At 68.9% G+C, this 24,540-nt stretch carries 23 protein-coding genes and 2 pseudogenes; 7 read left to right on the top strand and 18 right to left on the bottom strand.

Annotated features, from left to right (window positions below):
- Positions 1–48 precede the first annotated feature (48 nt).
- The 6 genes from otnC to Sco07f_RS23010 all read right to left on the bottom strand — a co-directional run bounded on the left by otnC (position 49) and on the right by Sco07f_RS23010 (position 5,703).
- Positions 49–693 carry a 3-oxo-tetronate 4-phosphate decarboxylase gene (gene otnC / locus Sco07f_RS23035; protein ID WP_087788612.1) on the bottom strand — a complete coding sequence of 215 codons (645 nt, stop codon included), beginning with the start codon at positions 691–693 and terminating at the stop codon, positions 49–51.
- Entirely contained in the window at positions 690–1,952 is a 1,263-nt protein-coding gene (otnK, locus tag Sco07f_RS23030) for a 3-oxo-tetronate kinase (RefSeq protein WP_108989037.1), read from the bottom strand. The genes otnC and otnK overlap by 4 nt, the downstream gene beginning before the upstream one ends.
- Before the next feature lie 134 nt (positions 1,953–2,086).
- Positions 2,087–3,166, bottom strand: a complete 1,080-nt coding sequence (locus Sco07f_RS23025) for an isocitrate/isopropylmalate dehydrogenase family protein (protein ID WP_167468181.1) — start codon at positions 3,164–3,166, stop codon at positions 2,087–2,089.
- 44 nt (positions 3,167–3,210) lie between these two features.
- Positions 3,211–4,047: a sugar phosphate isomerase/epimerase family protein gene (locus Sco07f_RS23020; RefSeq protein ID WP_244942120.1), complete on the bottom strand. Its 837-nt coding sequence runs from the start codon at positions 4,045–4,047 to the stop codon at positions 3,211–3,213.
- Positions 4,044–4,751 carry an aspartate/glutamate racemase family protein gene (locus Sco07f_RS23015; RefSeq protein ID WP_108989036.1) on the bottom strand — a complete coding sequence of 236 codons (708 nt, stop codon included), beginning with the start codon at positions 4,749–4,751 and terminating at the stop codon, positions 4,044–4,046. Before Sco07f_RS23015 ends, Sco07f_RS23020 begins: the two co-directional genes overlap by 4 nt.
- A 238-nt stretch (positions 4,752–4,989) precedes the next feature.
- Positions 4,990–5,703, bottom strand: coding sequence for a FadR/GntR family transcriptional regulator (locus tag Sco07f_RS23010; protein WP_167468180.1), 714 nt, complete (start codon positions 5,701–5,703; stop codon positions 4,990–4,992).
- Between the two features lie 295 nt (positions 5,704–5,998).
- Here Sco07f_RS23010 and Sco07f_RS23005 point away from each other — a divergent pair, with 295 nt between their 5' ends.
- Both Sco07f_RS23005 and Sco07f_RS23000 read left to right on the top strand, forming a co-directional pair.
- Positions 5,999–7,294, top strand: coding sequence for a CitMHS family transporter (locus Sco07f_RS23005; protein ID WP_087788608.1), 1,296 nt, complete (start codon positions 5,999–6,001; stop codon positions 7,292–7,294).
- 202 nt (positions 7,295–7,496) lie between these two features.
- The gene (locus Sco07f_RS23000) at positions 7,497–7,952 is read left to right on the top strand and encodes a cupin domain-containing protein (protein ID WP_108989035.1); all 456 of its coding nucleotides are present in this window, start codon (positions 7,497–7,499) and stop codon (positions 7,950–7,952) included.
- A 286-nt stretch (positions 7,953–8,238) separates the two neighbouring features.
- Here the strand turns inward: Sco07f_RS23000 and Sco07f_RS22995 are convergent, their stop codons facing one another.
- The 10 genes and pseudogenes from Sco07f_RS22995 to Sco07f_RS41360 all read right to left on the bottom strand — a co-directional run bounded on the left by Sco07f_RS22995 (position 8,239) and on the right by Sco07f_RS41360 (position 15,834).
- Complete coding sequence (locus Sco07f_RS22995; RefSeq protein WP_108989034.1) at positions 8,239–9,180, bottom strand: glycoside hydrolase family 113 protein; 942 nt, start codon at positions 9,178–9,180, stop codon at positions 8,239–8,241.
- Positions 9,104–9,871, bottom strand: a complete 768-nt coding sequence (locus Sco07f_RS41245; protein WP_369695779.1) for a transposase family protein — start codon at positions 9,869–9,871, stop codon at positions 9,104–9,106. Before Sco07f_RS41245 ends, Sco07f_RS22995 begins: the two co-directional genes overlap by 77 nt.
- A 126-nt stretch (positions 9,872–9,997) precedes the next feature.
- A complete protein-coding gene (locus tag Sco07f_RS40760; RefSeq protein WP_159106979.1) occupies positions 9,998–10,192 on the bottom strand; it encodes a hypothetical protein in 195 nt (64 codons plus the stop codon).
- Positions 10,193–10,208: 16 nt separating this feature from the next.
- Positions 10,209–10,517: a hypothetical protein gene (locus Sco07f_RS22985; protein ID WP_108989033.1), complete on the bottom strand. Its 309-nt coding sequence runs from the start codon at positions 10,515–10,517 to the stop codon at positions 10,209–10,211.
- A 472-nt stretch (positions 10,518–10,989) separates the two neighbouring features.
- Positions 10,990–11,202, bottom strand: a complete 213-nt coding sequence (locus Sco07f_RS22980) for a transposase family protein (RefSeq protein ID WP_439959695.1) — start codon at positions 11,200–11,202, stop codon at positions 10,990–10,992.
- A gap of 76 nt (positions 11,203–11,278) precedes the next feature.
- The gene (locus tag Sco07f_RS22975; RefSeq protein ID WP_108989032.1) at positions 11,279–12,328 is read right to left on the bottom strand and encodes a hypothetical protein; all 1,050 of its coding nucleotides are present in this window, start codon (positions 12,326–12,328) and stop codon (positions 11,279–11,281) included.
- Between the two features lie 76 nt (positions 12,329–12,404).
- Positions 12,405–12,713: pseudogene (locus Sco07f_RS39790) on the bottom strand (transposase); the annotation flags it as partial.
- Between the two features lie 543 nt (positions 12,714–13,256).
- Positions 13,257–13,712: a TIGR02611 family protein gene (locus tag Sco07f_RS22965; protein WP_108989030.1), complete on the bottom strand. Its 456-nt coding sequence runs from the start codon at positions 13,710–13,712 to the stop codon at positions 13,257–13,259.
- 258 nt (positions 13,713–13,970) lie between these two features.
- Complete coding sequence (locus Sco07f_RS22960) at positions 13,971–15,326, bottom strand: flavin monoamine oxidase family protein (protein WP_108989029.1); 1,356 nt, start codon at positions 15,324–15,326, stop codon at positions 13,971–13,973.
- 241 nt (positions 15,327–15,567) lie between these two features.
- Positions 15,568–15,834 carry a hypothetical protein gene (locus tag Sco07f_RS41360; RefSeq protein ID WP_244942119.1) on the bottom strand — a complete coding sequence of 89 codons (267 nt, stop codon included), beginning with the start codon at positions 15,832–15,834 and terminating at the stop codon, positions 15,568–15,570.
- 15 nt (positions 15,835–15,849) lie between these two features.
- On the opposite strand from Sco07f_RS41360, the gene Sco07f_RS22950 reads away from it, so the two are divergent.
- Positions 15,850–16,272 carry a VOC family protein gene (locus Sco07f_RS22950; RefSeq protein WP_108989028.1) on the top strand — a complete coding sequence of 141 codons (423 nt, stop codon included), beginning with the start codon at positions 15,850–15,852 and terminating at the stop codon, positions 16,270–16,272.
- Positions 16,273–16,294: 22 nt separating this feature from the next.
- Here Sco07f_RS22950 and Sco07f_RS22945 read toward each other — a convergent pair whose 3' ends face one another.
- A complete protein-coding gene (locus tag Sco07f_RS22945; protein ID WP_087788595.1) occupies positions 16,295–16,855 on the bottom strand; it encodes a TetR/AcrR family transcriptional regulator in 561 nt (186 codons plus the stop codon).
- A gap of 102 nt (positions 16,856–16,957) precedes the next feature.
- Complete coding sequence (locus Sco07f_RS22940) at positions 16,958–18,130, bottom strand: FAD-dependent oxidoreductase (protein ID WP_108989027.1); 1,173 nt, start codon at positions 18,128–18,130, stop codon at positions 16,958–16,960.
- A 220-nt stretch (positions 18,131–18,350) separates the two neighbouring features.
- Between Sco07f_RS22940 and Sco07f_RS22935 the strand changes: the two genes are divergently transcribed.
- From Sco07f_RS22935 to Sco07f_RS22920, 4 genes and pseudogenes are all read left to right on the top strand, one after another.
- Entirely contained in the window at positions 18,351–18,902 is a 552-nt protein-coding gene (locus Sco07f_RS22935; RefSeq protein ID WP_108989026.1) for a TetR/AcrR family transcriptional regulator, read from the top strand.
- A complete protein-coding gene (locus Sco07f_RS22930; protein ID WP_108989025.1) occupies positions 18,899–20,431 on the top strand; it encodes an MFS transporter in 1,533 nt (510 codons plus the stop codon). The genes Sco07f_RS22935 and Sco07f_RS22930 overlap by 4 nt, the downstream gene beginning before the upstream one ends.
- Positions 20,432–20,748: 317 nt before the next feature.
- Positions 20,749–22,566 (top strand): annotated as a pseudogene (locus tag Sco07f_RS22925) (phosphatidylglycerol lysyltransferase domain-containing protein).
- 253 nt (positions 22,567–22,819) lie between these two features.
- Positions 22,820–24,319 carry a cytochrome P450 gene (locus tag Sco07f_RS22920; RefSeq protein ID WP_108989024.1) on the top strand — a complete coding sequence of 500 codons (1,500 nt, stop codon included), beginning with the start codon at positions 22,820–22,822 and terminating at the stop codon, positions 24,317–24,319.
- Positions 24,320–24,540 lie beyond the last annotated feature (221 nt).

The following is a 24,540-nucleotide window of genomic DNA, read 5'->3' as shown; positions in this document are numbered from 1 at the left end:
GTGGTGCTCCTTCATCGGGGGCTGCCGCACCCGCTTCTCATCCGGCCGTCAGGGGGATGTGGGCGCGAGTGCGGCAGCCTGCTCGGGGGTGAGGGGGCGGGTGCCGTGTCCTCGCAGGAGGAGGTGCAGCTTGGCGGTCTCCTCCAGTTCCTCGATGGCGTCGGCGGCTTGCTCCATGGATGCGCCGGCGACGACGGGCCCGTGGTTGGCGAGGAGGACGGCACGGTGGGTGCGGGCCGTCCGCTCGGCGAGCGGCTCCAGACTCCCGTCGCCGGGGGCGTGGTAGGGGAGCAGGGGAAGGGCGCCGACGCGCATGGCGTAGTAGGCGGTGAGCGGGGGCAGCACGTCGGCGGGGTCCACGCTGGCGAGGCAGGAGACGGCGGCGGCGTGGGTGGAGTGCAGATGGACGACCGCGTGGGCGCCGGGGCGTGCGCGGTAGAAGGCGGCGTGCAGGAACGCCTCCTTGGTCGGCCGGGGGCCGTCGAGGTGCTTTCCGTGGAGGTCGGTGCGCGACAGGTCGGCCTCCTGAACGGTGCCGAGGCTGGACCCGGTGGGGGTGAGGAGCAGGCTGCCGTCGGTGAGGCGGACGGACAGGTTGCCGGTCGAGCCGTGCGTCAGACCGCGGGTGAAGAGCGATCGGGCGGTCCGGACGATGAGCAGACGGGCCGCCGACTCGTCCGCGTAGGCGGTCACTTGGCCTCCGCGAGGGCACGGGTGAACAGATCGGGGGCGCCGAAGTTGCCGGACTTCAGCATGAGCGCCAGGTCGCCGTTGGTGGTGGAGGCGTACGTCCAGGGCACGCCGGGATCGGCTTCCTCGCCGACCAGGACGGCACGGACGCCGAGGGCGGTGGTGACTGCGCCCGAGGTTTCCCCGCCGGCGACGAGGAGCCGGCGTACGCCACGCTCGACGAGGTGGGACGCGAGCGTACCGAGGAGTTCCTCGACCTGCGCGGCGGCCTCGGCGACGCCGAGCTGGGCCTGGACGGCGGCCAGTTCCTCGGGGGAGGCGGAGGCGTAGACGAGGACGGGCAGGTCCGGGTCCTGCTGCGCGTACCAGGCCAGGGCCTCGCCGGTGACGTCGCGGCCGGTGGCGGCGGCGAGGACGTCGAGGTGGAGGGAGGGCAGACCGGCGGCGTAGAACTGCGCGATCTGCTCCAGGGTGCGGGCCGAGCAACTGCCGGCCAGAACCGCGGCCCGTCCCTCGGGCGGCTTCGGTTCGGCGGCGGCCGGTCCGGTGGCCGGGTATGCGTGCCCGAGTCCTTCGGCGAGCCCCGCGGCGCCGGCGACCACCGGGAGTTCGAGCGTGGCGGAACCGAGTACGGCCAGGTCGTCGTCGGTGAGGGCGTCGGCCACGATGTGCCGGACACCGGCCTGCTGGTGTCGTACGACCGCGGCGCGCACCGCCTCGACGCCGCGGCGCACGGTGGCCCAGTCGATCAGGCCGACCCGGTGGCGGGTCTGTGCGGCCAGCAGTCGCACCAGGGCGGAGTCCGTCATCGGGTTGAGCGGGTGGTGGCGCAGCGGCGAGTCGGACAGCAACTGGTCCTGCACGAACAGGTGACCCTGGTAGACCGTCCGACCGTTGGGCGGAGAGGCCGGGCAGTGCAGGGTGACGCCGGCGCCGGCGGCGTCCAGGAGGGCGTCGGTGACCGGGCCGATGTTGCCCTGAGGGGTGGAATCGAAGGTGGAGCAGTATTTGAAGTACACCTGCGCCGCGCCCTTGGTCCACAGCCAGCGCTGAGCGGTGAGGGAGTCGGCGACGGCCTCGTCGGCGGGCGTGGAGCGGGACTTGAGGGCGATGACGGCAGCGTCGCAGTCCGCCGGCAGCGCGGTGGTGCCGTCCGGGGCACCGAAGACCAGGGCGGTGCGCAGGCCGGCCCGCCGGAAGGCGGCGGCGACGTCGGTGCCGCCGGTGAAGTCGTCGGCTATGCAGCCGATGCGCAGGGACATGGTCGGAGTCTCTCCTCGGGCTGTGCGTCGTGCGGCTCGTGCGGTCCGGGGCGGGCGGGGGACGTGGGAACCCGCCCGCCCCGGGCGTCCGGGGGACGTGGGGACCCGCCCGCCCCGGGCGTTCGGGGGCGCTGCTACCGGCCGGCGCCGATGGCCTTGATGACGGCGGCGGTGAACTCGGTGGTGGAGGCGGAGCCGCCGAGGTCGCGGGTGGAGGTGCCGGCGGCGATCGCGTCGGCCACGCCCTTCTCGATGGTCCGGGCGACGGTGGCGAGCTTCTCGTCGCCGTGCTTGGCGGCGAGCCACTCGAAGAGCATGGCGCCGGAGAGGATCATGGCGACCGGGTTGGCGGCGTTCTGCCCGGCGATGTCGGGGGCGGAGCCGTGGGAGGCCTGGGCCATGGCGGTGGTGGCGGAGGAGTTGATCGAGGGCGCGGTGCCCAGGGAGCCCGAGATCTCGCCGGCCAGGTCGGAGAGGATGTCGCCGAACATGTTCTCGGTGACGATGACGTCGAAGTCCTGGGCCCGGCGCACCAGGTGGACGGTCATGGCGTCGATGTGGAAGTCGTCCACGGCGACGTCCGGGTAGTCCTTGGCGACCTCCTGGCACACCGTGCGGAACAGGCCGGTGGTGAGCTTGAGGACGTTGGCCTTGTGGACGATGGTGAGCTTCTTGCGGCGCGAGCGGGCCAGGTCGAAGGCGACGCGGGCGACGCGCTCGGTGGCCTCGCGGGTGATGATGCCCAGCATGATCGCGGTGTCCGCGGTGGGCATGAACTCGCCGGTGCCGGCGAAGGTGTTGCGGTCGGCGTAGAAGCCCTCGGTGTTCTCGCGGACGATGACCAGGTCGGCGTTGTCGCAGACGGACTTGGCGCCCGGGAAGGACTTGGCGGGGCGGATGTTGGCGAAGAGCTGGAAGTGCTTGCGCAGGGTGCCCGAGGGGTTGAGCGCCGACTTGTGCGGCTCGGGGTAGCTGACGGAGTCGTGCGGGCCGAGGTACCAGCCGTCCAGTCCGGCGAGGGCGTCCTTGGTCTCCTCGGGGACGGGGGTGCCGTGGCTCTCGATGGCCGAGGCGCCGAGGGGCAGGGTCACCCAGTCGATGTGGACCCCGGCGGCTTCGGAGGCCGCGGTGGCGATCTCGACGGAGGACGGGACGATCTCGGGGCCGATGCCGTCGCCCTCGAGGACGCCGAGGCGGTAGGTCGTGCTGCTCATGGGGCGGGTTCCTCTCAGAACAAGTGGGTGGGGAGTGGGGCGGGTCAGGGCAGGACGACCGCGGCGTCGGTGAGCGCGGTCCACGAGCGGGCGGCGGCCTTCGGGCTGTCGCCGTCCTGGGTGTGTTCCAGCGTCAGCCAGCCGGTGAAGCCGCCCTCGCGCAACGCGCTGAACAGGGCGGGGAGCCGGGGATCACCGATGGTCAGTGGGCCTCGGGCGGAGCGCGCGGCGAGTTGCAGGCAGCCGGTGACGGCGGCGTGTTCGGTGACGGCCGGGACCAGGTCCACGCCCTCGGCGTCGAGGTGGTGGGTGTCCAGTACCAGTCCGGCGGGAGCGTCGAGCGAGTCGATGAAGGCGAGCGCTTCGGCGGGGGTGTGCCACAGCGAGGTGCCGGCCCGCGACTGCGGTTCCAGCAGGAGCCGGCTGCCGTGGTCGGCCGCCTCCCCGGCCAGTCGGTGCACGGCGCGTTCGGCCCAGAGGCGTTGCATGTCCTCCAGCCCCGGCAGGAAGGTGCCGCGGGTCTGCCCGAGGGTGACCGGTACACCCAGCTCGCCGGCGAGACGGGCTGCGCCCAGCAGGCGGCCCAGGGCGTGACGGCGTACGTCGGGCGACGGATCGGTCAGCGTCAGCCCGTCCTGTGCGGCGACGGGCCCGGTGCCGATGCCCAGTACCCGCAGGCCGGCGGCTTCCACGGTTCGGGTCAGTGCCTCCGCGGCGTGCGCGCCGGTGTCGCGGACCTGCACCTCCACCCCGTCGTAGCCCAGCTCGGCCAGTCGACGGACGGCCTCGGTGAGCGGTGCGGCGAAGCCGAGCGGCATCGGCGCGGAGCAGTCGTCACCGGAGACGGTGTAGGCCAGCGGCCAGGGCGGGCGCGCGGTCACGAGGCGACCGCCGCGGCCGGGACCGGGGGGCCGTCGGGTGTGAGCAGGACGCGAAGTTCACGTGCGGCGGCGCCCGCACCGTCCAGTACCGGCACACCCAACAGGCCGGCCAGGGCTTCGCGGGCGGGGCTGAGCGAGTACTGCGCCAGCAGGACCGCATCGACGTCGGCACCGTCTGCGGCGTGCAGGGTGTCGGCCAAGTGACGGGCGGCGGCCTCTGCGTCGTCGGCCGCGGCGGCCTCCTCGCTCAGGGCGGTCACGATGTCGAGGGGGCGGTCCGGGCGGACCGCCGGGACGAGCGCCTCGAGCTGGGCGACGGCGGCCGGTACGGCGGGCGGGGTGGAGGCGACCACGGCGATACGCCGGTAGGGCCCGCCCAGGGCGGCCTTGAACATGGCCTCGTCGGACTTCAGCACGGGTACGTCCCACAGGGCGCGGGCGGTGTCCACGACCTCCCCGTAGGAGGAGCAGGTCAGCAGCAGGGCCCGCGCGCCGCCGTCCATCACGTGGCCGATCAGGCGGAGCATGCGCTGGCGCAGCGCGCCGGTGAGTCCGCCGGCGCCGCGGGCGTCGTCCAGGAGGCGGTCGTCCAGCACGTTCCAGACCGTGGCCTGCGGGAACTCCCGCGCGAACGCCTCTTCGGCGGTGCGGTGCGCGGCCGGCACGGCATGGATCATGGCGACCAGGGGGTGGGGTTCGATCACCGGGGTTCTTACCTCTTCCGGTAGGCGGGGACCGGCAAGGGTCCCGACCGCGGGCCTGCTCCGGGCCGTACGGGTGAACGCCCGTGACGACGGTTGTGCGGGCCCGAGATGGGGGCGGCAACACGGTGTGGTGTAAGCCGTACCGTCACTCTAGGCCGAACCGGTCAACCGGTCAACCGGTTGTGCTCGTGGGAGGCCGTGCGGGCTGCCGGTGCCGGTCCGGCAGCCCGCGATACCCCTACGCCTCGCGCTGTTCGAGTGCCTTCATCAGGCGGCGGGACGCGCCGTCCATGTGCTGGGCCATCGCCGCGCGGGCGGCCTCGGCGTCGCCCTTCGCGACCGCCTCGAAGATCGGCACATGGTCCGCGTAGGCCACCTCTCGGGACCGCACGGCGCCGGTTCGCTCCACCCAGCCGCGCTGGATCATCGCGCGCATGCCCTTGAGCATGTCGCGCAGCACCGTGTTGCCGGCCAGCTCACCGAGGGCGGCGTGGAAGGCCGTGTCCGCCTCGGGGAACTCGTCGTCCGGGCACTCCCGCATCGCCGTCAGCCGGGCCCTGAGCAACTCGACGCCCGCCTCGTCGCGCGCTCGCGCGGCCAGCCCGGCGACGATCACCTCCAGTTCGGCGCGGGCCTGCACCATGTCGCGTGCGCCCCGCTCGCCCAGGACCAGCCCCATCTCGAACAGGCGGTAGAGCACGTCGGAGTCGGTGCCGCGGAAGTAGGTCCCGCTGGACTGCCGGATCTCCAGGAGGCCGAGGAAGCCCAGTGACTTGATCGCCTCCCGCACGGTGGGCCGGTTCACCCCGAGCATCTCGGTGAGCTGCCGCTCGGAGGGGATGCGGTCGCCGGGCTGCACCTCGCCGGACATCAGGTAGTCGATCAGGCGGCGGGAGACCTCGGCGGCCAGCGGCTCGCGCGGCTCGACCGTGATCCTGGCGAGTTCGGCCATCGATTTCCTCACTTCGGTATTGACGTGATGGCTGGATTCTAGTTACCTACCGGCAATCCGGTAAACCGGTTGTCCGGAAGATCGATGGCCTGGTTCCCTCCTCTCTTCCCGCCCCCGTCCGGCGAGCCCGCCCTACAGGAGCCGCACGTACCATGACCGACCCGACGCACGAGCCGAGTACGGCCACGCGTGCGCTGCCGGTCGTCGCCCGAACCGACACGCACTGACCCGATGCGCCGTTCTGTGCCGCCGTCCGACCGGCGGCCCTCAGTCCTGCACCGACCAAGGAGCAACGATGCTCGCCGTCCTCGGCTTCGCAACGCTGGGCAGCTTCATGCTGCTCGTGATGCGCAAGTACCTCTCCGCGTTCACCGCCATCATGCTCACCCCGATCGTCGCCGCCCTCATAGCGGGCAAGGGCACCCAGCTCGGCGACATGATCATGAACGGTCTGGACACGGTCGCGCCCACCGCGGCGCTCCTGCTGTTCGCCGTCCTCTACTTCGGCCTGATGATGGAGGTGAAACTGTTCGAGCCGATCGTCCAGGCCATCGTCCGAGCCTCCAAGGGCGATCCGCTCCGCATCGTCATCGGCACCGCGGTGCTGTCGCTCTGCGTGGCCCTCGACGGCGACGGCACCACCAGCTACATGATCGTCTGCTCGGCCTTCCTGCCCATCTACCGGCGCCTGGGCATGAACCCCCTGGTCCTGGCGACCCTGGCCGCCATGTCGCTCGGCACCATCTCCGGCACCACCCCCTGGGGCGGCGCCGCCACCCGCGGCATCAGCGTCCTGCACCTCAACGCCAGTGAATACTTCGTCCACATGATCGGCCCGATGGCGCTGACCAGCCTCGCCATCATCGCCGTCGCCTACTGGCTCGGCCTGCGCGAGCGCCGCCGCATCGACGGCGAGAAGCTCGCCGCCTACAAGCTCGAGATCGCCTCCGGCGAGGCGTTCGAGCCGGTCCGGGCCGACTGGCGGATGTGGTTCAACGCGGCCCTCACCGTGCTCCTGATGGTGCTCCTCATCCTCGAGGTCGCCGACCTCCTCGTGCTCTTCATGGTCGCCTTCGTCATCGCCCTGCTCGTCAACATCCGCGCCATCGGTGACCAGCAGGAGCTCATCAAGCGCCAGGCCGCCAACGCCGTGCCCGTGATGATCCTCGTCCTCGCCGCCGGTGTCTTCACCGGCATCATGACCGACTCCGGCATGATCAAGGAGATGGCCGACGCGGCCCTCTCGATCGTCCCGGACGGGTGGGGCAACGTCATCCCGCTGTTCACCGCCCTCCTGTCCCTGCCCCTCGGCTTCTTCATGTCGAACGACGGCTACTGGTTCGGCGTCGTCCCCGTCCTCGCCGAGTCCGCCGCGCACTACGGCATCGACGCCAACGAGATCGCCCGCGCCGGCGCCATCGGTCAGATCCTCCACATGATGGGTCCGACGAGCGCCCCGCTGTGGGTCCTCATCGGCCTCGTGAAGACCGAACTCGGCGACTTCCAGAAGCACGCCTTGCGCTGGGGCGTCCTCGTCTCCCTCGGCTACATCGCCTTCGCCCTCCTCACGGGCGCCATCAGCGTCACCTGAGGCGTGAACGGGTGCCGTTCCGCCCGGAGCGTGCCCGCCGGTGGTCCTTCGCCGGGACCCCGGCGTCGCTCCTCGACCACCGACGTGGCCGACGCCGGGGCCGGCGGTACCGCCGCACTCGGCGCCGAGAGCGTCGACGCGAGTCGACACCGACGCTGTACAGAACATGTCGCCACGTGACCGCACCACCAGGAGAAACGCCATGCGCGACCACGCCACGCACGCCCCCTGCTTCGCATCCTTCCCGCCCGCCGTCCTGCGTCCGGCAGAACTGACCGCCTTCGACCGCAGCGGTGGCGCCCGCACCATCCCTCTGGTCACCCGCGCCCATGGGGCGGAGGTCTTCCTCACCGGCCAGACCCTGTTCGACGGCGGCGCGGCCATCCCTCTGCACACGCACAACTGTCCGGAGAGCGTGACGATCCTCGAGGGTGACGCCATCGTGGAGATCGACGGTACTGAGCATCGTGTGACTCGCTTCGACACCACGTACGTGCCCGCCGGTACCACCCACCGCTTCCGAAACGCCTCGACGACGGAGCCGATGCGCATTCTGTGGGTCTACGCGTCTGTGGATGCCACTCGCACCGTCGTCGAGACCGGTGTCACCACCAGGGTCGACGAGGAGCACGGAGCGACAGCCGACGAGAACCGCTGACACCAACGGCAAGCCCCGCAGTCGCCGAGATCGCAGAGAGTTCCGCTTTCAGCGCCGAAGGGGGCCTGGGGGCACCGCCGGCCGGGGTCGGTTTCCTGCCTCGCAGACAGAGGCTTCGCCAACTTGAAGGCGCAGGTCAAAGGGCTGATGTGATGGTAGTTCGGGGTGCTCATGCTGGTCGCGGGCGGCAGTCTGTGCAGTAGATCATCCGTCACCCCGCACCCCAGTGTGACGGTGGTCGGGGGCTGTGAAGCGGGTGCTGCCAAAGGCCGGAGATCTTGGTCGATCAGCTGCGTTGGTATCTGGCTGCCATCGTGTGGAACACCTTCTTCGGTTCCCAGCGCATCTCGTCGAGCATCCGGACGACGCCGTAGGAGCCAAGGTCTCGCTCCCCGGGCCTGCTGTAACCGGCGAAGGTGAACCAGAGCGCGGTGTCCACGCCTTCGTCCTCGAAGATGTCCAGCAATTCGGTGAGGTAGCGCGCCTGCTCGTCTTCGTCCGGGACCGCGCCGGGCGGCACCTGCCAGGCCATGCCGCCACGTTCTCCCGCGCCCCGGTACGCACAGGTTCCGTACTCGGTCACCGCGACGGGTTTGCCGTGGGCGAGGTGCCCACGCAGCTCGTCACGGAAGCTGTCGGCGTTGTAGGCGGCTCGGTAGGCGTCGATGCCTACGAGGTCGAACGCATCCCAGTCGACGAACTCCCAGGGAGCCGAGGCGTAGGTGATCTTCCCGCGGAAGTGCGTACGGACGGTCGCGGCGATCTGGGAGAGGAAGTCGTTGAGGCGTTCTTGCACCGGTCCGAGGGAGGACCACCACTCCATGTCGGCGTCGGCCATGGCCCGAAGGCGGTCGCCGTAGGTGTCGCCCGGGAGGAAACCGCCGCAGAACGTGCTGATCTCGCAGCCGGCGACGAACACCACTTCGGTGCCGGCCTCCCGTACGGCTTCGGCCCGGGCTGCGCAGTCGGCGAAGAACGGGAGCAACTGGTCGCGGGGAAGGTCCACGGGAAAGGGGGCGAACCAGACCTCAAGGCCGGTGTCTGCAGCGTGTCTTGCAGCGATGCTCAACCGTTCGGGCTCTCGTCCCGAGATCCGAACGGCGTCACAGTGGAGATCTCTGGAGATCACCGCCATGTCGTGCCGGACCGTCTCAGAGGTGAAGCTCTTGCGGGAGAGTTGTTCCCCCGGGAGGAACCCTGTGTCGTAGTTGATGCCCCGTGCGCGCACGCCCGTGTCCCTTCACTGCCGTTGCCGTGTTCGAGCAAGTCAAAGCCGCGCTTGGGGTTCTTGGCCAGAGGGCGGCTCCCGAAGGTGATGTCGCCGGAAACTCCATGCGGTGTTGTTTAAGCGGTTGACTTCCAGATTCGTCAGGACGAGCAGTGCACGCAGGAGGCGGGTGGCGTGGGCGGGATCGGTACGAAGCTTGGTCAAGGTCCGTCAGTTCTTGAGGTGGGCGAAGCCGTGCTCGACCGGTGCACGTCCGACGGCGAGGACACGGTTGGCTTCCTTCTGGCCCGGGGTGAGCTTGTGGGCGCGGGTGGCGGCGAAGCCGGTGACGATCACAGGGGCTGTGAATGTCGTTGTCCAGGCCGCGGAAGCCGAGGTCGGCCAGCGCCCCGAGGCTAGCGGCGCGCAGGTGGGCCAGAATGTGGTCGTGGCGGGCGGCGGTGTTGTCGTGGGTGCGGCCGGACCGGGCGGCGGACATCCGGATCAGGCGGCCCCTCTCGTCGGTGAGGGCGAGGAACTGCAGGCCGTGCTGGCGGTGCTTGCCGGAGTAGTTCTTGCGGTCGGCTTTCCCGGTTCGGCGCTGAGTGTGGACCAGGGTGCCCTCAATCAGGACGGCCTCCCCACCCTGGCGGGCGATCGTCTGCAAGGCACGGTCCAGGCGCGGGGCCTGTGCGGCGAGCAGGGCGATCATCTCGTCGCGCCAGCGACGGACGGTGGACTCGGAGATGTTGTTGCCGCCCGCCATGTCGGCCAGGCGCTGGTCGTGGCGAAGCTCGTCCAGGACGATTACCGCGATCTTCCCGGGCGACAGGATCCGTCACCTGGACCGGATCGCCTTCAGATGACGCCGCAGCAGGTCGGCGAGGTGATTGACGGTGCGCGTGGACAGCGACAGACGGCACTGATAGACAAGCGGGCAGGTGTCCTCGGCGCGTTCTTTGGTTCTCGTCACACAATTCCAACGGCCGCCGGCGGCAGCCCGGTTACGCCCGCTCGTCAGCGAGCTGCCCACGTTGGATCAGGGCTTCTCAGAGGTCCTGCACCTCGGTGGCGGGAACACCGAGCACGGTGTCGCGTGCCCCCTGCCTGAGCTCGACGGAGATGGCCTCGGACCAACGCAGCGCCGCCAGGTTCGTGGGGGAGTCGACGCCTATACCGAGGTCGTTCAGTACGAGTCCGTCGCCCTGGCTCAGCAGACCGAAGAGCCTCAGCAGCTTCAAGAAAGCCGTGAACCCGACCAGTGTTCTCACACCTTCGGCGACGTGGACCAGGCCGCCGCCCGCCGCGAACGCGACGAACACAAGGATGAACAGCGTGTTCCGCAGCATCAGGCCCATCCGGCTCCGCCTACTGCGGAGATAGAGAGCGGTGGGGCCGCCCCCGGCGGCTGCGGCGGAGCGAGGGTGCGCCACGGCCGACCGCGATGGCAGAGGCTGCGCGACCAGCGAGGGCGGCTCTTTGTCGGCTGCCCGCCGAGGTGGGCAATCCGGCTCTGTGGTCGGCTTTCCGAGGCCGATCCGGTCCACGCACACGTCAAGCAATTGCTCCGGCGTGGGTCGCAGCTCCGGCTCCTTACGCGGGCGACGACAAGAGGGTTGAGCGCAGCAGGTACGGCAGAGACGTCCGCCTCCTCGTGGACCGCCCGGTACAGCAGTCACTCGGGAGCGGCCCAGATGGACCGAGCCCATGCCTCCGCTTCCGAGCTCGTCCGGAGCGCTGTGACTGACCGGACAAGCCAGCCGCAGCGCCCGCTCACGCTTCGCCTCACCCCATGGCCTTCTCGATCTTCGCGTTGTTCATCGAGCTTCGTCAGCGGTGCCGCTCGAGAGTGAGGACGGCTCTGGCGATTGACGTCATGCGGTTCGGACTGCATCGGGCATGACGGAAAATCCGCCGGCACTTCAGGCGGGCGGCACCGCGTTCGACCGGCACCCTGGTGCAAGACAGTGCCCGGTTGAGGGTCTGGTCGGTCGGAGTGAGGTCGTGGTGCGGACGACGCTTAGGGCGTTCAGCTTGGATCACCTGATAGCTGGAAGAGGCTGGTGGCCGGTGTGACAATCGCGGTGCACCCGGTGGCGCGGAGGACTTCCGCAAGGGCCTACTGAACCAGTTCGATGTGCGGGTGGTCCGGGGAGGCCGGGCAGACGTGGAGCTGGAGGTTGTAGCCGCCGGCGATGTCGATCAGCGTGAAGTTGCCGTCCCGCGCTCCCAGGGGAGGCGGGGCCGGGTTCGTCGGCTCCTCCTCGGCAACCCAGGTTCCGCTGCCGGCGTCCCATTCCGAGGAAGCGATGGTGAGAAGCGGCACCTCGTCCGTGCCGCACTCGGGGCAGGGTCGGTCCACGGGGTCGCTGAGGCCCCAGCAGGTCCAGCCGCCGGTCTTCCAGCCTGGTGCGTGGCAGAGGTTGTTCAAGTACAGCTCCCCCGGGTCGTACGCGTAATTGCTGTACAGCGCGGGGTCGATCGACGCCCATCGGCTCATGTCCTCCACCTGGGCACGCAACTCCTCCGGCAGCTCTGAGGGATTGGGGTATTCCGTGACCTGTTCCGGTGAGAACAGGCATGGCTCCGGGAGGTACCACTGGGACTGGATGACCGGCGGCTCGGGCGGTGCGTCGAGGAGGTCGGTGACAGTGGCGGCGGAGCGCCAGACGAGTGTGGTCGTGGGGTGGGCGCGTTCGGCGTGGTCGAAGGGGCACCACAGGACCTGGAGGAGGTCCGCATCGGGTGGGCACGGGAAGGCGACGTCACGGGCGTAGAGCTGGGCGACGGGGAGCAGGGGGATCGGGCCGTCGAACCACGGGCGTCCCACCTTGATCCGCTCCCAGTTCTCCCGTTCCTCGGGGGTGACCTCGGGCGCCTCGGGGTCGAGCCGCAGCCGCTCGTCCGCGGCTGCGAGATCGCGACGCAGCAGCCGGACATCGTCCGGCGAGTGGACCGTCTGCGACGCGTGCCTGTCGTGCGGCTCGTCGCAGTGCGGCCACGGCTCGCCGGCGGGCCACAGGAGCGGCCCGCCGACGGAGCTGTCGTGCACAGTGGGCGACCCCGGCCGCGGGTGCAGCCGCGTGCCCGTCCGCACCAGCGGAGCCAGTTGAGGGAAGAGTGCGGCGATGTCGAACGGCCGCGGTGGAGTGGTAAAGATGGCGCTCATAGCTGTGATGCTGGCACCGGCGACTGACAATGGGTGTACCGACCCCCGTCGGCTGCCACCGGATATGTTCCCTGAGTCAGCAGCCGGACCAGAGGAAGATGCCGGCGATATGTAGTCCGGCCAGGTAGATGGTTGCGGTCTTCTCGTAGCGTGTGGCGATGCCTCGCCATTGCTTCAGGCGGTTGATGCACCGTTCGATGGTGTTGCGTTGTTTGTAGATCTCTCGGTCGAAGGCCGGTGGCCTGCCGCCCTGGCTGCCGCGACGCGGCCGATGACGTTGCTGGTCCGCGGGGATGGGGATCACCGCTCGGATGCCGCGCTTGCGTAGGTGCTCGCGAATCGCACGGGAGGAGTACGCCTTGTCCGCCAGGACCACGTTCGGCCGATCAGGGGCCAGCCCGAAGAAGCTCAGTGAGCCGACTTCCTGAGCGGTCGAGCGTCGAACGCCTGATGGCCGAACGGACCGTGCTTCATGGAATTGGCGGACCTCTGCCCGGAGTGGGTGAGTCACGTAGTGGCCGCCGTTGATGCTGAACCTGTGACACATGCCCGGCTTGGTCTTATGTGCCGGATGTTCTGTGGTGACAGGGCACAATGATTTGCACTCGGTGGCTGGGGGGAGCGGCTCCGGGGAGGGGCGGTGAGGTTCAGAAAGCGAACGCCGGTGATGCTTGGCGGCCTTGTATGCGGAAACCTCGGTGCGGTTGATCCTCAAGCCGGTGCCGAGCCTGCGGGTTACAGTGTGATCGCCGAGAGGGGTTCGAAGTTTTCCATCAGGCCGTGAGGCAGGTCGAGTACGCAGGATATGGAACCAACGAGGCTCACGAGCTGATGAGTCGAGACGTCGAACACCTCTCTCAACGGCACGGGCGCCTCGTTCGTCGCAGGCACCAGCCGGCCATCCGAGCAGTGGCCACTCTTGAAGACCTCACTGTTCGATCTTCCACGGCACAACCATGCCGAACTTCCAGACGTAGATCCCGAACAGTGCCGTGACGATCACTAGTCCCGCCGTGGTAAGGACGATGTTGCGTCGCCGTACCTTGGGGTCGAGTGCGCGCTGGGCGGCTGCGGTTACCTTGCGCCTGGTCCAGCGTAGGAAGATCTGGGCCCAGACGAACTCGGTCGCCCAGATGGCCATGCCTGCGAAAATCACCAGCCAGCCCGGTCCGGGCAGCACCAGCATCGCGATGCCGGCCCCAACCACGGCGAGACCAACAACGAAGACCCCGACCTGCCAGCCCAGGCGAAGCAAACTTGACTTCCGTATGAACCCGGGTGCCCGCGAGCCCAGTTTCCCCTCCGCCGTCCGTTCGTCCCCCGCGGCGGAATCAGCGGCCACCGTCACGGCGACCTCATTCTGTTTGTTGTTCGTCGAGTTCATCAAGCCCAACCTGTCGGAACCGGAATCATCACCGAAATGGACGCATCCCGCAAAGGGGTGCACGCGAAAACGAACGGATTGAACCTTCGCAAGGTGAATACGGTGGTGGACACCTTCGCGCGGCACGGGACTTGAAGGACCAGATGACCTGAACCGCTGCGATCGGGTCCTCGCAGCTGACGGTGTGGAGGCGGAGCAGTTTTGGGGCGCGCACGGCGGGGCGCGTGGGCAGGGCGAGGACGGTGAGGGTGGGTGTCTTCACTGTCCGGCGTCGAGGCGTGCTGCCACTTCGGTTGCCGCGCGCCGGCCCGAGAGGATGGCGCCGTTCATGGTGCCGGATGTCTCGTCGGCTGTTTCGGTGCCGGCCCAGTGGACGCGTCCGACGGGTTGGCGCAGGAACGGTCCGAAGGTGGTCCATGTCTTCGGTCCGACCGCCGGGTTCGGCCCGCCGGGTGCGAAGCTGTCGTTGCCCCAGGAGAAGTCGGTGTAGTCGATGGAGTGGCGCGCGGGCTCACCGTAGAGGTGGATGAGGTGCCTCATGACGCGGCGGCGGCGTTCGTCCTTGTCGTAGGCGTCGAATCCGCGGCCGTCACAGAAGACCATGAGGATGCCGGGGCCGTCGGCGTGGGGGCTGACGTCGAAGGTGAGGAAGGCGGTCTCGTCGTCGGACATTCCCTCCCCCGAGAGACCTTCGTCTCGCCAGAAGGGGCGGTCGTAGGCGACGAACGCCTTGCTGAGCGCTCCCAGCCGCCAACTGCGCGAGAGCCCGTAGTGACGCTCCGGGAGTGCGGGTGTGAACTCGATGGCCGAGCGGTGTGCCGGCGACGCCGTCACGATGGCATACCGGGCATCGATGGTGTGCTTGGCGGTTTCGACCGTGATGCGTTCGCCGGCCGTGGTGACGCGCTCCACCGGGGAGGCGACGAGCAGACAGTCCTCGAGCGTGCCCGCGAGCCTGCTGACCAGCGTGTGCGTTGTTCCGAGCACCCGGTCCTGCTGGTCGCCGCCCTCGACGGCGAGCATGTGCTCGATGCCGCCCAGGTTCTTGATGTACCGCATCGCGTTGAACAGTGACACCTCGCCGACGGGTGCGCCCCAGTGCACCAGGCTGAACATGTTCATGAACTTCCGGGTGTCCTTCAGGGCGTGCTTCAAGGTCAGCCACTCGCCGAGCGACATCGAATCGAAGTGCGCGGCGTGGCGGTGCTCCCAAGGAGACGAGACGGGAAGTCCGTCGACCATTTTCTGCAGGACCCCCATGATCCGCGTGAGGTCGAGCATCACCCAGGGTGCCATGGACGTGGCGCTCTCGATCTTGCGCTTGCCTCCGAAGGACATGACGCCCTTGCCCGGCTGGGACTGGGGCACGAACTCGCAGTCGAATCGGCGGGCGAGATCGCGTACCGCGGTGTGACCCGGCGCGACCCAGGTCGCTCCGGCGTCGACGGGGACGCCCGCGATCTCGACCGTGTGGATCCGTCCGCCGATGCGGTCGCGGCCCTCGATGACGACGACGTCGTGCCCGGCTCGGGAGAGCTGGTCGGCTGCCGTGAGCCCTGCGAGGCCGGCGCCGACGACGACGACGTCGGCGGATCGGGTGCTGACACTGGTCATGGTCGTGCTCCGTTCGTATGCGGCCTGCCGGCCGTCTACCTCGTGCCCCAATTACTGTACTGACACGTCAGTACAGTTTTCAAGTCGGGTGCCATGCTCGGACACGAAGGTGGAGAGGGCCGCGGGCGACGCCGAGATGTTCACCGGTTACCCGGCGGGGTCGGCATGCTCGTCTCGGCCCGTGCCATGGCGGGATCCCGACTTCGCCGCGCCGGGCACCGAAGTGCCGTCGGCAGATCCCTCACATCATTGGGGAGAAGCGCGACGGGCCGGCCACCGCCGACACCGAGGTTCGGCCGGCTGCCGCCCACCCGGCTTCGACCGTGAGAAATACAAGGCCAGACACAAAGTCGAGTGCCGGATCGGGCTCGTCAAGCAGGTACGAGGTGTCGCGACACGCTTCGAGAAACTCGCCGTCCGCCACGAAGCCGCCATCCAACTCACCTTGATACGCCAGGCGCTGTGACCGCACCTCAAGCGCGACCCGGGTGTCCTCCGGCAACTGCACTACAGTTGGCCCACCATGGCCGAACTCTTCGGAATCAACCATCTGACTCTGTCCACGACCGACCTCGACCGGCTCGTGGCGTACTACACGGAGTTGCTCGGAGCAGTGCTCGCATTCGAGCGCGCTGCAACCCCTTCGGACCCTCGGATCGCAGTCATCGACGTCGGCGGCGACGACCACCTGATGATCGTCGAAACCACTGCCGCCCCCACCACTGATCTCGACCCTCTGGGCAATGCCGGATGGGGGCTGCGCGTGGGAACACACGCGCAGCTGTGTGAGGTCCGCGAACAGATTCTGGGCGCCGGGTGGCCGGTCGGACGGATCGAGACACTGCCCACGCAGTGGACGATGACCGCTCACGATCCCGATGGACGCCCTGTGGACGTTCGAGCCCATCGCCCACGCACCTCATCGCAGTCACCAACCACTGGCTGACGGCCGACTCTCAGAACACGCCCTAGTGGTGGACGCCGGGGCTGGCGAGGTTCTCCAGCTCGGTACGCAGGGCGACGAGTTCGGCGCGATCGGGCTTGAGCCCCCACCCGGTCATCAGGCCGGCGCCGTCGACGGCGTTGAGGATGACCGTGCGTGCTCCGACCGACAGTCCGTCTTCGGCCATCTCGGCCTTCCAGCTGGCCCCGTCCTCGGCGAGGATTTCGGGCACCCCGGGGGTGACGGCGAGGGCGGCCAGGAGGAACAGCCGCTCGCCGACGGCGTCGATCTCGTCTCCGTCCAGCGATGCGCGGATGAAGGCACGCGCCAGACGGCCGGGCTTCTGGCCGTCCTCGACGTCGTCATGCACCGCTTTACGGAACTGGGTGAGTACATCGCGGGTCAGGGCGACCCACAGCGTGTTCTTCGAGCTGTAGTGGTAGATCACGGCACCCCGAGTCATCCCGGCCGCTTCCGCCACGTCGTCGAGGGTCGCCCGGGCGCCCTGGGCCACGACGACACCCCTCGCGGCATCCAGGATCAACCGCTTGGTGTCTTCGGGTCCTCGTCCTGCTGTGCGTCCCATTGATCTCTCTCATGTGCAGTAGCGGCATCGTACGGCGACCAGTGTGCCTGGCTGCCACGCGGGCTCGTCCCGGCCCGGTGACCTGCCAGGGGCAAAGAGGGTTCATGGCCGGAGCGCAGCCTGCCTGCGGTTGCTGTGCCTCGTCAGTGTCGCCGGGATGGTGGCCAGCAGATCGCCGATCCCTCCGGCAAGTGTGGCCGCGCGGTTGCGTCCCTCGGCCCGGGTGCTGAACTCCACGGTCCGCGCCGTGATGCTCTGTGCCGTCCTGGCGAAGGGACGGATCTCGGCCTCGAACCGCGCGAAGGCGAGGGTGACGTCGTCCGTGGCCCGCAGGGACTCGGCCAGCACCTTGGCGCCCGGCAGCGAAGCGTGCGCGCCCATGCCGGACACCGGGTCGATGCAGTGCGCGGAGTCGCCGAGGAGCACGACCCGGCGGGTGTACCAGCGTGGCAGTCGCACCTGCGAGAACCGGGTCAGCTTGGTGTCCTCGGACTTCCGTGCCGCCGCCGCGACCGCGCGCATGTCCGGGCCCAGGCGCTCGACCATGTCGCAAACCTGCTCGACCAGCATCGGCTCGTCCGCAATGGTCGAGTCCGGCACGGGAACGACCGCCATGACCGAGGTCTGGTCGGTGTCCGGGAACGGGTAGATCAGCGACAGCATCCCCTCGCGGGAGGAGATCACCGCACGCCCGTCGGGCAGGGGCACGTCGGCGTTGATCCACACGTGGGTGAGGCCATTGCGGTACACGCTGTGCGCTTCGGATGCCAGCGTCAGCCGGCGCACCGTCGAGTGCAGCCCGTCCGCCCCGACGACCACGTCGAACGACTCCGCCGAACCATCGCTGAACCGGGCCAGAACGTCGTCGCTACGGTGCTCCAGCGCCTCGAGCCCGACGCCCAGCCTCTTCTGGACTGCGGCGGGCAAGTGCGCGAAAAGCCGCGACAGCAGCACCGACCGGCGAGCGAGGCGCCAATCGCCGTCACCGTCGATCTTGAACTCGCGGACCTTGCGCGTGCCCCACCGCACCGACACCGCCGGCGCCGCGAAGGTCACCTCGTCGACGATCTGCCGGCCTCCCATGAGCCGCAGGACCCGCGTCGCCTGAGCGTCCAGCTGCAGCAGGTAGCTGCTCGGATACGGATCGGCTTCCTTGTCGACGAGTACGACATCCCACCCCTCATGCTCCAACCACCACGCCGCGGCGCACCCGGCCATCCCGCAGCCCACGACGAGAGCCCGCCGACGGACGGGCTCCACAGACTCAGATGCCATACCCGCCCCAAAACTAGTCTGACTTGTCAGTCTAGTTTATGGTGAGGTCGATGACTGTCAACGCCGGGTGCGACGCGCCTGGGCGGGGCCGGTTCTGCCTCCGGCGGGAGTCCGCTCGCGGCGGTGCGGGGCGTGCGGTCTTCCGAAGTGGCCGGTCGCATGAAGAGACGTTGATGTAGCCAATGAGACATGAACGTCTCACATGAGTTACTGTTGACTCATGAGCTTCGATCGTGATCATGTGTTGCGTGCAGCTGCCGATCTGCTGACGCGCAAGGCCACGGCGACCACGGAAGAGGTCGCCCGGGCTGCCGGGATCAGCAGGGCGACGTTGAACCGTCACTTCTCCGGACGCGACGCCCTGGTGCGCGCCTTGGAGGACCTCGGTATCGCAGAGTGCGAAGCGGCTCTGGACGCGGCCCGCCTGGCGGAAGGGACGGCCGAAGAGGCGGTGCGCCGCCTGGTCCGTGCCCTGGAGCCCTGTACGAGCCTGCTCGCTTTCCTCTACTCGGAAAACCAGCTCTTCGAGGGCGAGGGGCAGCACGCGGGCTGGTCCCGTATCGACGCCCGGCTCACCGAACTGTTCCGCCGGGGCCAGGAGAGCGGCGAGTTCCGCATCGACCTGAGCGCGGTGTGGCTCACCGAGGCCCTGTACGGCCTGCTGGCCGCCGGCGGCTGGGCCGTCATCGAGGGCCGGGCGGCCCGCAACGACTTCACTCACATGATCGCCGAGCTGCTGCTCGGCGGCACGATGCGAAGGGACGCATCATGACCCATCCCCTGCGTACGGCTGAGCAGGGCAGCACAGAGCAGGTGCCGGGCCGCTGGATCGCCTTGGGCGTCCTGGTCCTGGCCGTGCTGCTCGTCGCGGTGGACGCCACCGTTCTCGGCCTGGCCACGCCCTACCTCAGCGAGGACCTGCAGCCTTCGGGTACCCAGCTGCTGTGGATCGGCGACGCCTACTCGTTCGTGATCGCCGGCCTGCTCATCTCCATGGGCAGCCTGGGCGACCGCATCGGCCGCAAGCGCCTGCTGCTGATCGGAGCGACCGCGTTCGGCCTGGTCTCCGTACTCAACGCCTACGCGCAGACCCCCGAGATGATGATCGTCGCCCGGGCGCTGCTCGGTGTCGCCGGCGCCACGCTGATGCCCTCCACGCTCGCGTTGATCCGCAACCTCTTCCACGACCCGCGTGAGCGCAGCCTCGCCATCGGTATCTGGAGCGCCGCCGCCTCGGCGGGCATGGCGGTCGGCCCGATCGTGGGCGGTGTGCTGCTGGAGCACTTCTGGTGGGGCTCGGTCTTCCTGATCAACCTGCCCGTGATGGCTCTGCTGGTCATTGTCGGGGTCAAGATGCTGCCGGAATCGCGCAACCCCTCCCCGGGGCCGTGGGACATGCCGAGTGTCTTCCTGTCGCTGATCGGCATGGTCGGTGTCGTCTACGGCATCAAGGAGGCCGCGGCCGAGGGGTTCGCCTGGCTCACCCTCGCGGCAGGCGTGCTCGGTGCGGCCGCTCTCTACGGCTTCGTCCGGCGCCAGCACACCCTGCCCGTCCCGCTGGTGGACGTCCGGCTGTTCCGCAACCGCGGCTTCAGCGGCGCCGTCCTGGCGAACGTACTGACCATTCTCGGGCTCTCCGGCCTGCTGTTCTTCCTCTCCCAGTACCTGCAGCTCGTCCAGGACCGGCGGCCCATCGAAGCGGGCATCGCCGAACTGCCGGCCGCCGCGGGCGCGGTCGTGGCCGGCCTGGTCGCCGGCGCCGCGGCACGACGTCTCTCGGTGCGCGCGGTGGTCTCCAGCGGGCTGGCCGTCATCGGTCTTTCGCTGGCCGCGCTGACCACGATCACCCAGTCCACCGGCTACCCGCTGATCGGAACCACCCTGCTGGTCGTCGGCTTCGGCGCCGGACTGTCGTTCACGATCACCTCCGACATCATCCTCACCGCCGTCCCCAAGGAACAGGCCGGCGCAGCCTCGGCGGTCTCGGAGACGGCCTACGAACTGGGCACCGCTCTGGGCATCGCCCTGCTGGGGTCGGTCGTCACCAACATCTACCAGGACTTCACCGGACCGGCCGGAACCCCGGAAGCGGCACACGAATCGCTGGCCGGAGCCGTCGTGGCCGCCGTGCACATGCCCGCCGACGCGGCCGCGGCGCTGCTGCAGGCAGCACGCGAGTCCTTCGTCGACGGCGTGGCACTCGCCGCGGGCGTCGGCGCCGGCCTGCTGCTGCTCGCCTCAGCCGTCGCCTGGTTCCTGCTGCGCGGCCAGAAGCTGACCAACGAACCCGTCCAGCACTGAACGCACGGACAGAACAGCGGACACAGCACCTGCTGCCGCAGACGGAAGCTGAGCCGGCAACGCGGGCCTCGAGGCTTGGGGCCCGCATTGCCCGTGGCTCGGACGCAGAGGGCGAGACGGAGCGGACCGGCTGGAATCCCGTCCGGTCCACGCCCCCGGCCGACACGAAGGGGTCCGACGGACGGCCTGGGCCGCGCCAGCACCACAGGCCCGGCGCCGCCACTCAGCCACCTCAGTACCTGCTGGGACACGCCGGCGTCCGACGGCAACGACTCCACCCAGTGCCCAGCCCCTGACAACACGCCCAGGAAGAGACCATGAGCAACCGGCCCGCCACACTCCAGACCACCGCAGACGGAGAGTCCCCGCTGTCGCGACGGGCCGCCTCATGTGCTGTCTGGTACCTACGGGTTGTTGCGTTCGTCAACTTCCTCAGCGCCATATGGGTCTCCCTCGGCCAGGACTTGCGACGGCACAACCAACAGGATCTGTTCACGCCGTACTTGTTGACCGCCGGATTCGCCTCCGGCGTGGTCACGGCCTTCCTCGCGGTGACGATGCGGCGCCGCAAACGCGCGGCATGGATCCTCAACCTGGCGCTCGGCGGGCTGTTCCTGGCGCTCGTCTGCTTCGCCATGATCTTCCCGCAGTGGCGGCGGCACCCGCAGAACTGGATCTCACTTCTTTTCACTGCCGCGTTCGTCGTCGCGCTGCTGGCAGGACGGCGAGAGTTCTACGCCAAGGGAGACCGCTCCAACCCCAAGCTCGCCGCCGTCGTGGCCGTCGGTGGGCTGGCCACGGCTTCACTGCTCGCCTGGTTGCTGGTCACCGCCACCAACCAGGCTCCCCACGCGGACCGTCCCGCCCTTACAGAGCGCTGGCGCTACGGTGCGTGGCAGCTGATCACGGTCACGGTGGACAAGTCGCGCTTCCCGGGGATCGCCGTCCCGCACTGGGCCAACGTCACCGTCAACATGCTGGGCACCGCGGTCGTCATCGCTGTCGCCTACGCCGCGTTCCGCGCCCGCCGCGCCGTCGACCCGCTCACCGAGAACGATGAGGACCGGCTGCGGACCTTGCTGGAGCTCCACGGAGAGCGCGACTCCCTCGGCTACTTCTCACTGCGCCGGGACAAGAGCGCGGTGTGGTCCCCGACCGGGAAGGCCGCAGTCGCCTACCGCGTGGTGGGCGGTGTGTCGCTGGCATCCGGGGACCCGATCGGTGACCCGGAGGCCTGGCCGGGCGCCATCACCCCGTGGCTCGCCGAAGCACGCGCACACGGCTGGGTGCCGGCCGTCATGGGCGCGAGCGAGGAAGCAGGCACCGTCTATGCCCGGCACGGCCTGGACGCACTGGAACTCGGCGATGAGGCCATCGTCGACGTCGCCGACTTCACTTTGGAGGGCCGCGCCATGCGCGCCGTCCGGCAGGCCCACAACCGGGTGAGGTGAGCCGGCTGCACCGTCCGCGTCCGGCGCCACGAGGACATCCCCACCGATGAGATGGCGCGTCTTGTCGAGCGTGCCGACGACTGGCGCGACGGTGCGACCGAGCGCGGGTTCAGCATGGCGCTGGGCCGGCTCGGGGACCCGGAGGACGGGCGGTGCGTGATGGTCGAATGCCACGACGCCGAGGGCACGCTGCGGGCCCTGCTGTCGTTCGTGCCATGGGGCCCTCAGGGGCTCTCCCTCGACCTGATGCGCCGCGACCGCGACTCCGACAACGGCCTGATGGAGTACATGGTCATCGAACTGCTGCGCCGGGCAGACGAGATCGACACCACCCAAGTGTCCCTGAACTTCGCGATGTTCCGCTCGGTGTTCGAGCGCGGAGCACGGCTCGGCGCCGGACCGGTACTACGCCTGTGGCGATCGCTGCTGAGCTTCTTCTCCCGCTGGTGGCAGATCGAGTCCCTCTACCGCGCCAACGCGAAGTACCGCCCGATCTGGGAACCGCGCTTCCTCCTCTTCGAGAAGAGCGCCGACCTGCCCCGCATAGGACTGGCATCAGCCCGCGCGGAGGGCTTCCTCGAGGCCCCGGGACTACCGAAGTGGCTCCACCGCCGGCGCCTGCAAGCCCCGCACCAGCGGAACGGCCTCGCTCCGGAAGGAGTGCGCGATGTGAGCAAAGAGTGAGTCGTTTACGGTTCGCTTGAAACGTTCACGTCTCACATGGGATACCGTTGACTCAGGTGGTGAGTAGCAACGCGAGCCGCGGCGTCACACCGTCCTGATCACTCCCACCACCGCACCCCTGCGGAACGTGTCGCTCAGGCCCTGCCGCCAACCTGGCAGAACTCGTATCCACGACGACCCCGTAGCTCCAGACGCCCGCGGATGTCAGCCGTGTCCAGCGCCCTGCCTGAAGTCGCTTGCTGAGGGGAAGACCATGAACAACCGCCCCAACGACGTCGAGCCGTCTTGCGCCGGCACCCTCGGGCTGCACAGCATGAGGACGAGGCTTCTGGCCCGCACCGGTGACCCTGTAGCCAAGCTCATCGCGCCGGACTTCCGGGGTGACGCCTATGCGTTGTACGAGCAGATGCGTGTTCAGGGGCCGGTCCACCGCAGCCGCACGGGACTGTTCGCCGTCCTCTCGTACGACGGCTGTCGCCAAGTCCTTCAGGACCCACGCTTCTCGACCTGCGAGTCACCCACCCGCCCCGCGGCCACGTGCGCGCCCGCGCGTTCGGAGCCGACTCGCACTGAGGGACGCTGGTCATCGGCGAAGCGATCCGACGAGGCGTACGCCATCGCCGGGCCGTTGCTGCACCCAGCTCTGCATCGGTCCGCCACCCGAATCGACACCGCCGCTCATGACCTGCTTCGCCGGCACGCTGATGCCGACTCCATAGACCTTGTGGACGACTTCGCCTTTCCACTGGTTGTGGCATGCCTCAGTGAGATGCTCGGTGTTCCATCAGCCGCCTCGGAGCACTTCGCTGACATGTGTGACGTCCTCGGTCGCCCCGTCCACGCGACGCCCTCAGCGGTCCGGACGGAAGCAGTCAAGGATGCGCACGAGGACCTGGCAGCCCTGGTGATCCCATCGGAAAGTGAGCGGCGGCAGAGTCCTGGAGGCGACCTGATCAGCCGACTGACCGCTCCCCGAGGCGGAAACGACACAGGGAATGACGTGACCAGACTGATCGAACACGTACAACGGTACGGCCGTCAGGAGACGCCGGCGACGAACCCGGGGCGGTCAGGCATGGCCTCCGACAAGTTGGGTCTGGAAGAGATCGCCGCAGTCTGTAGGACTCTGATCACCTCCGGCCTGGAGACCGCGGTCTGCCTGATCGGCAACGCGACAGCCGCACTCGCGGCGCGCCCTGACCAATGGAAGACACTCAGAACAGCCCCGCACCTCACGACCAAGGCGGTCAACGAGATCCTGCGCTTTGATCCTCCACGCCAGTTCGTCCTGCGCATTGCCTCCGAGCAGGCCGAGGTGGCAGGTCACTCCCTGCCGCCTCACAGCCGCGTTCTGGTGATGCTCGCCGCGGCTCACCGCGATCCCCGCCGGTTTCCCGATCCCGCCCGCTTCGACCTCGCACGGAGTTCCCAGCCCGGTCACCTCACCGCTGACGGTGCCATGGGACTTGAGATCTCATTGTTTCCCGGCTGGCGGGAGAGATCGCCCTCTGGACCCTTGCCGGCCGGTTGCCGCACCTGCGACCGGTGGGGCGGGCGGTCCGCAGGCCCGGCGGAGCAGTCAGCGGCTTCACCCATCTGTCGCTCCGTGCGTCTGCAACTGCATGAGGGAAGACTTGCTGCCCTCGCTGCACGCGTGGTGCGGGCGAGGCGGGACATGGGGGCCTGGGGGCCTGGGGCAGTTGCCCCATGGCGTCGCGTGGCTCGACTTCCGGTCGAGCGCCTTCGCATCTGACTCCCGTCCGGACCGAAGCCTCTCGCAGGACAGCCGCCCGGACACGGGCCTCGTTGTAGGGTGTGAAAGAAGCCCTTGACCTGCAGAAAGCAGGCAGGGAGCCGTCTTCCCGGGAGTCCAAAGTGCTGCGCACCATGTTCAAGTCCAAGATCTACTATCTGGAAATTTGCGCAGGTCAGGGGCATGTTGGAGCCACTCGGGTCAGCAAATGGTCAGCATCG

Origin of the sequence: Streptomyces coelicoflavus (assembly GCF_003112555.1) — a bacterium.
Lineage (GTDB): Bacteria > Actinomycetota > Actinomycetes > Streptomycetales > Streptomycetaceae > Streptomyces > Streptomyces coelicoflavus.
Note: the sequence above shows the minus strand (reverse complement) of the source record. Positions and strands in the feature narration are given on the sequence as shown.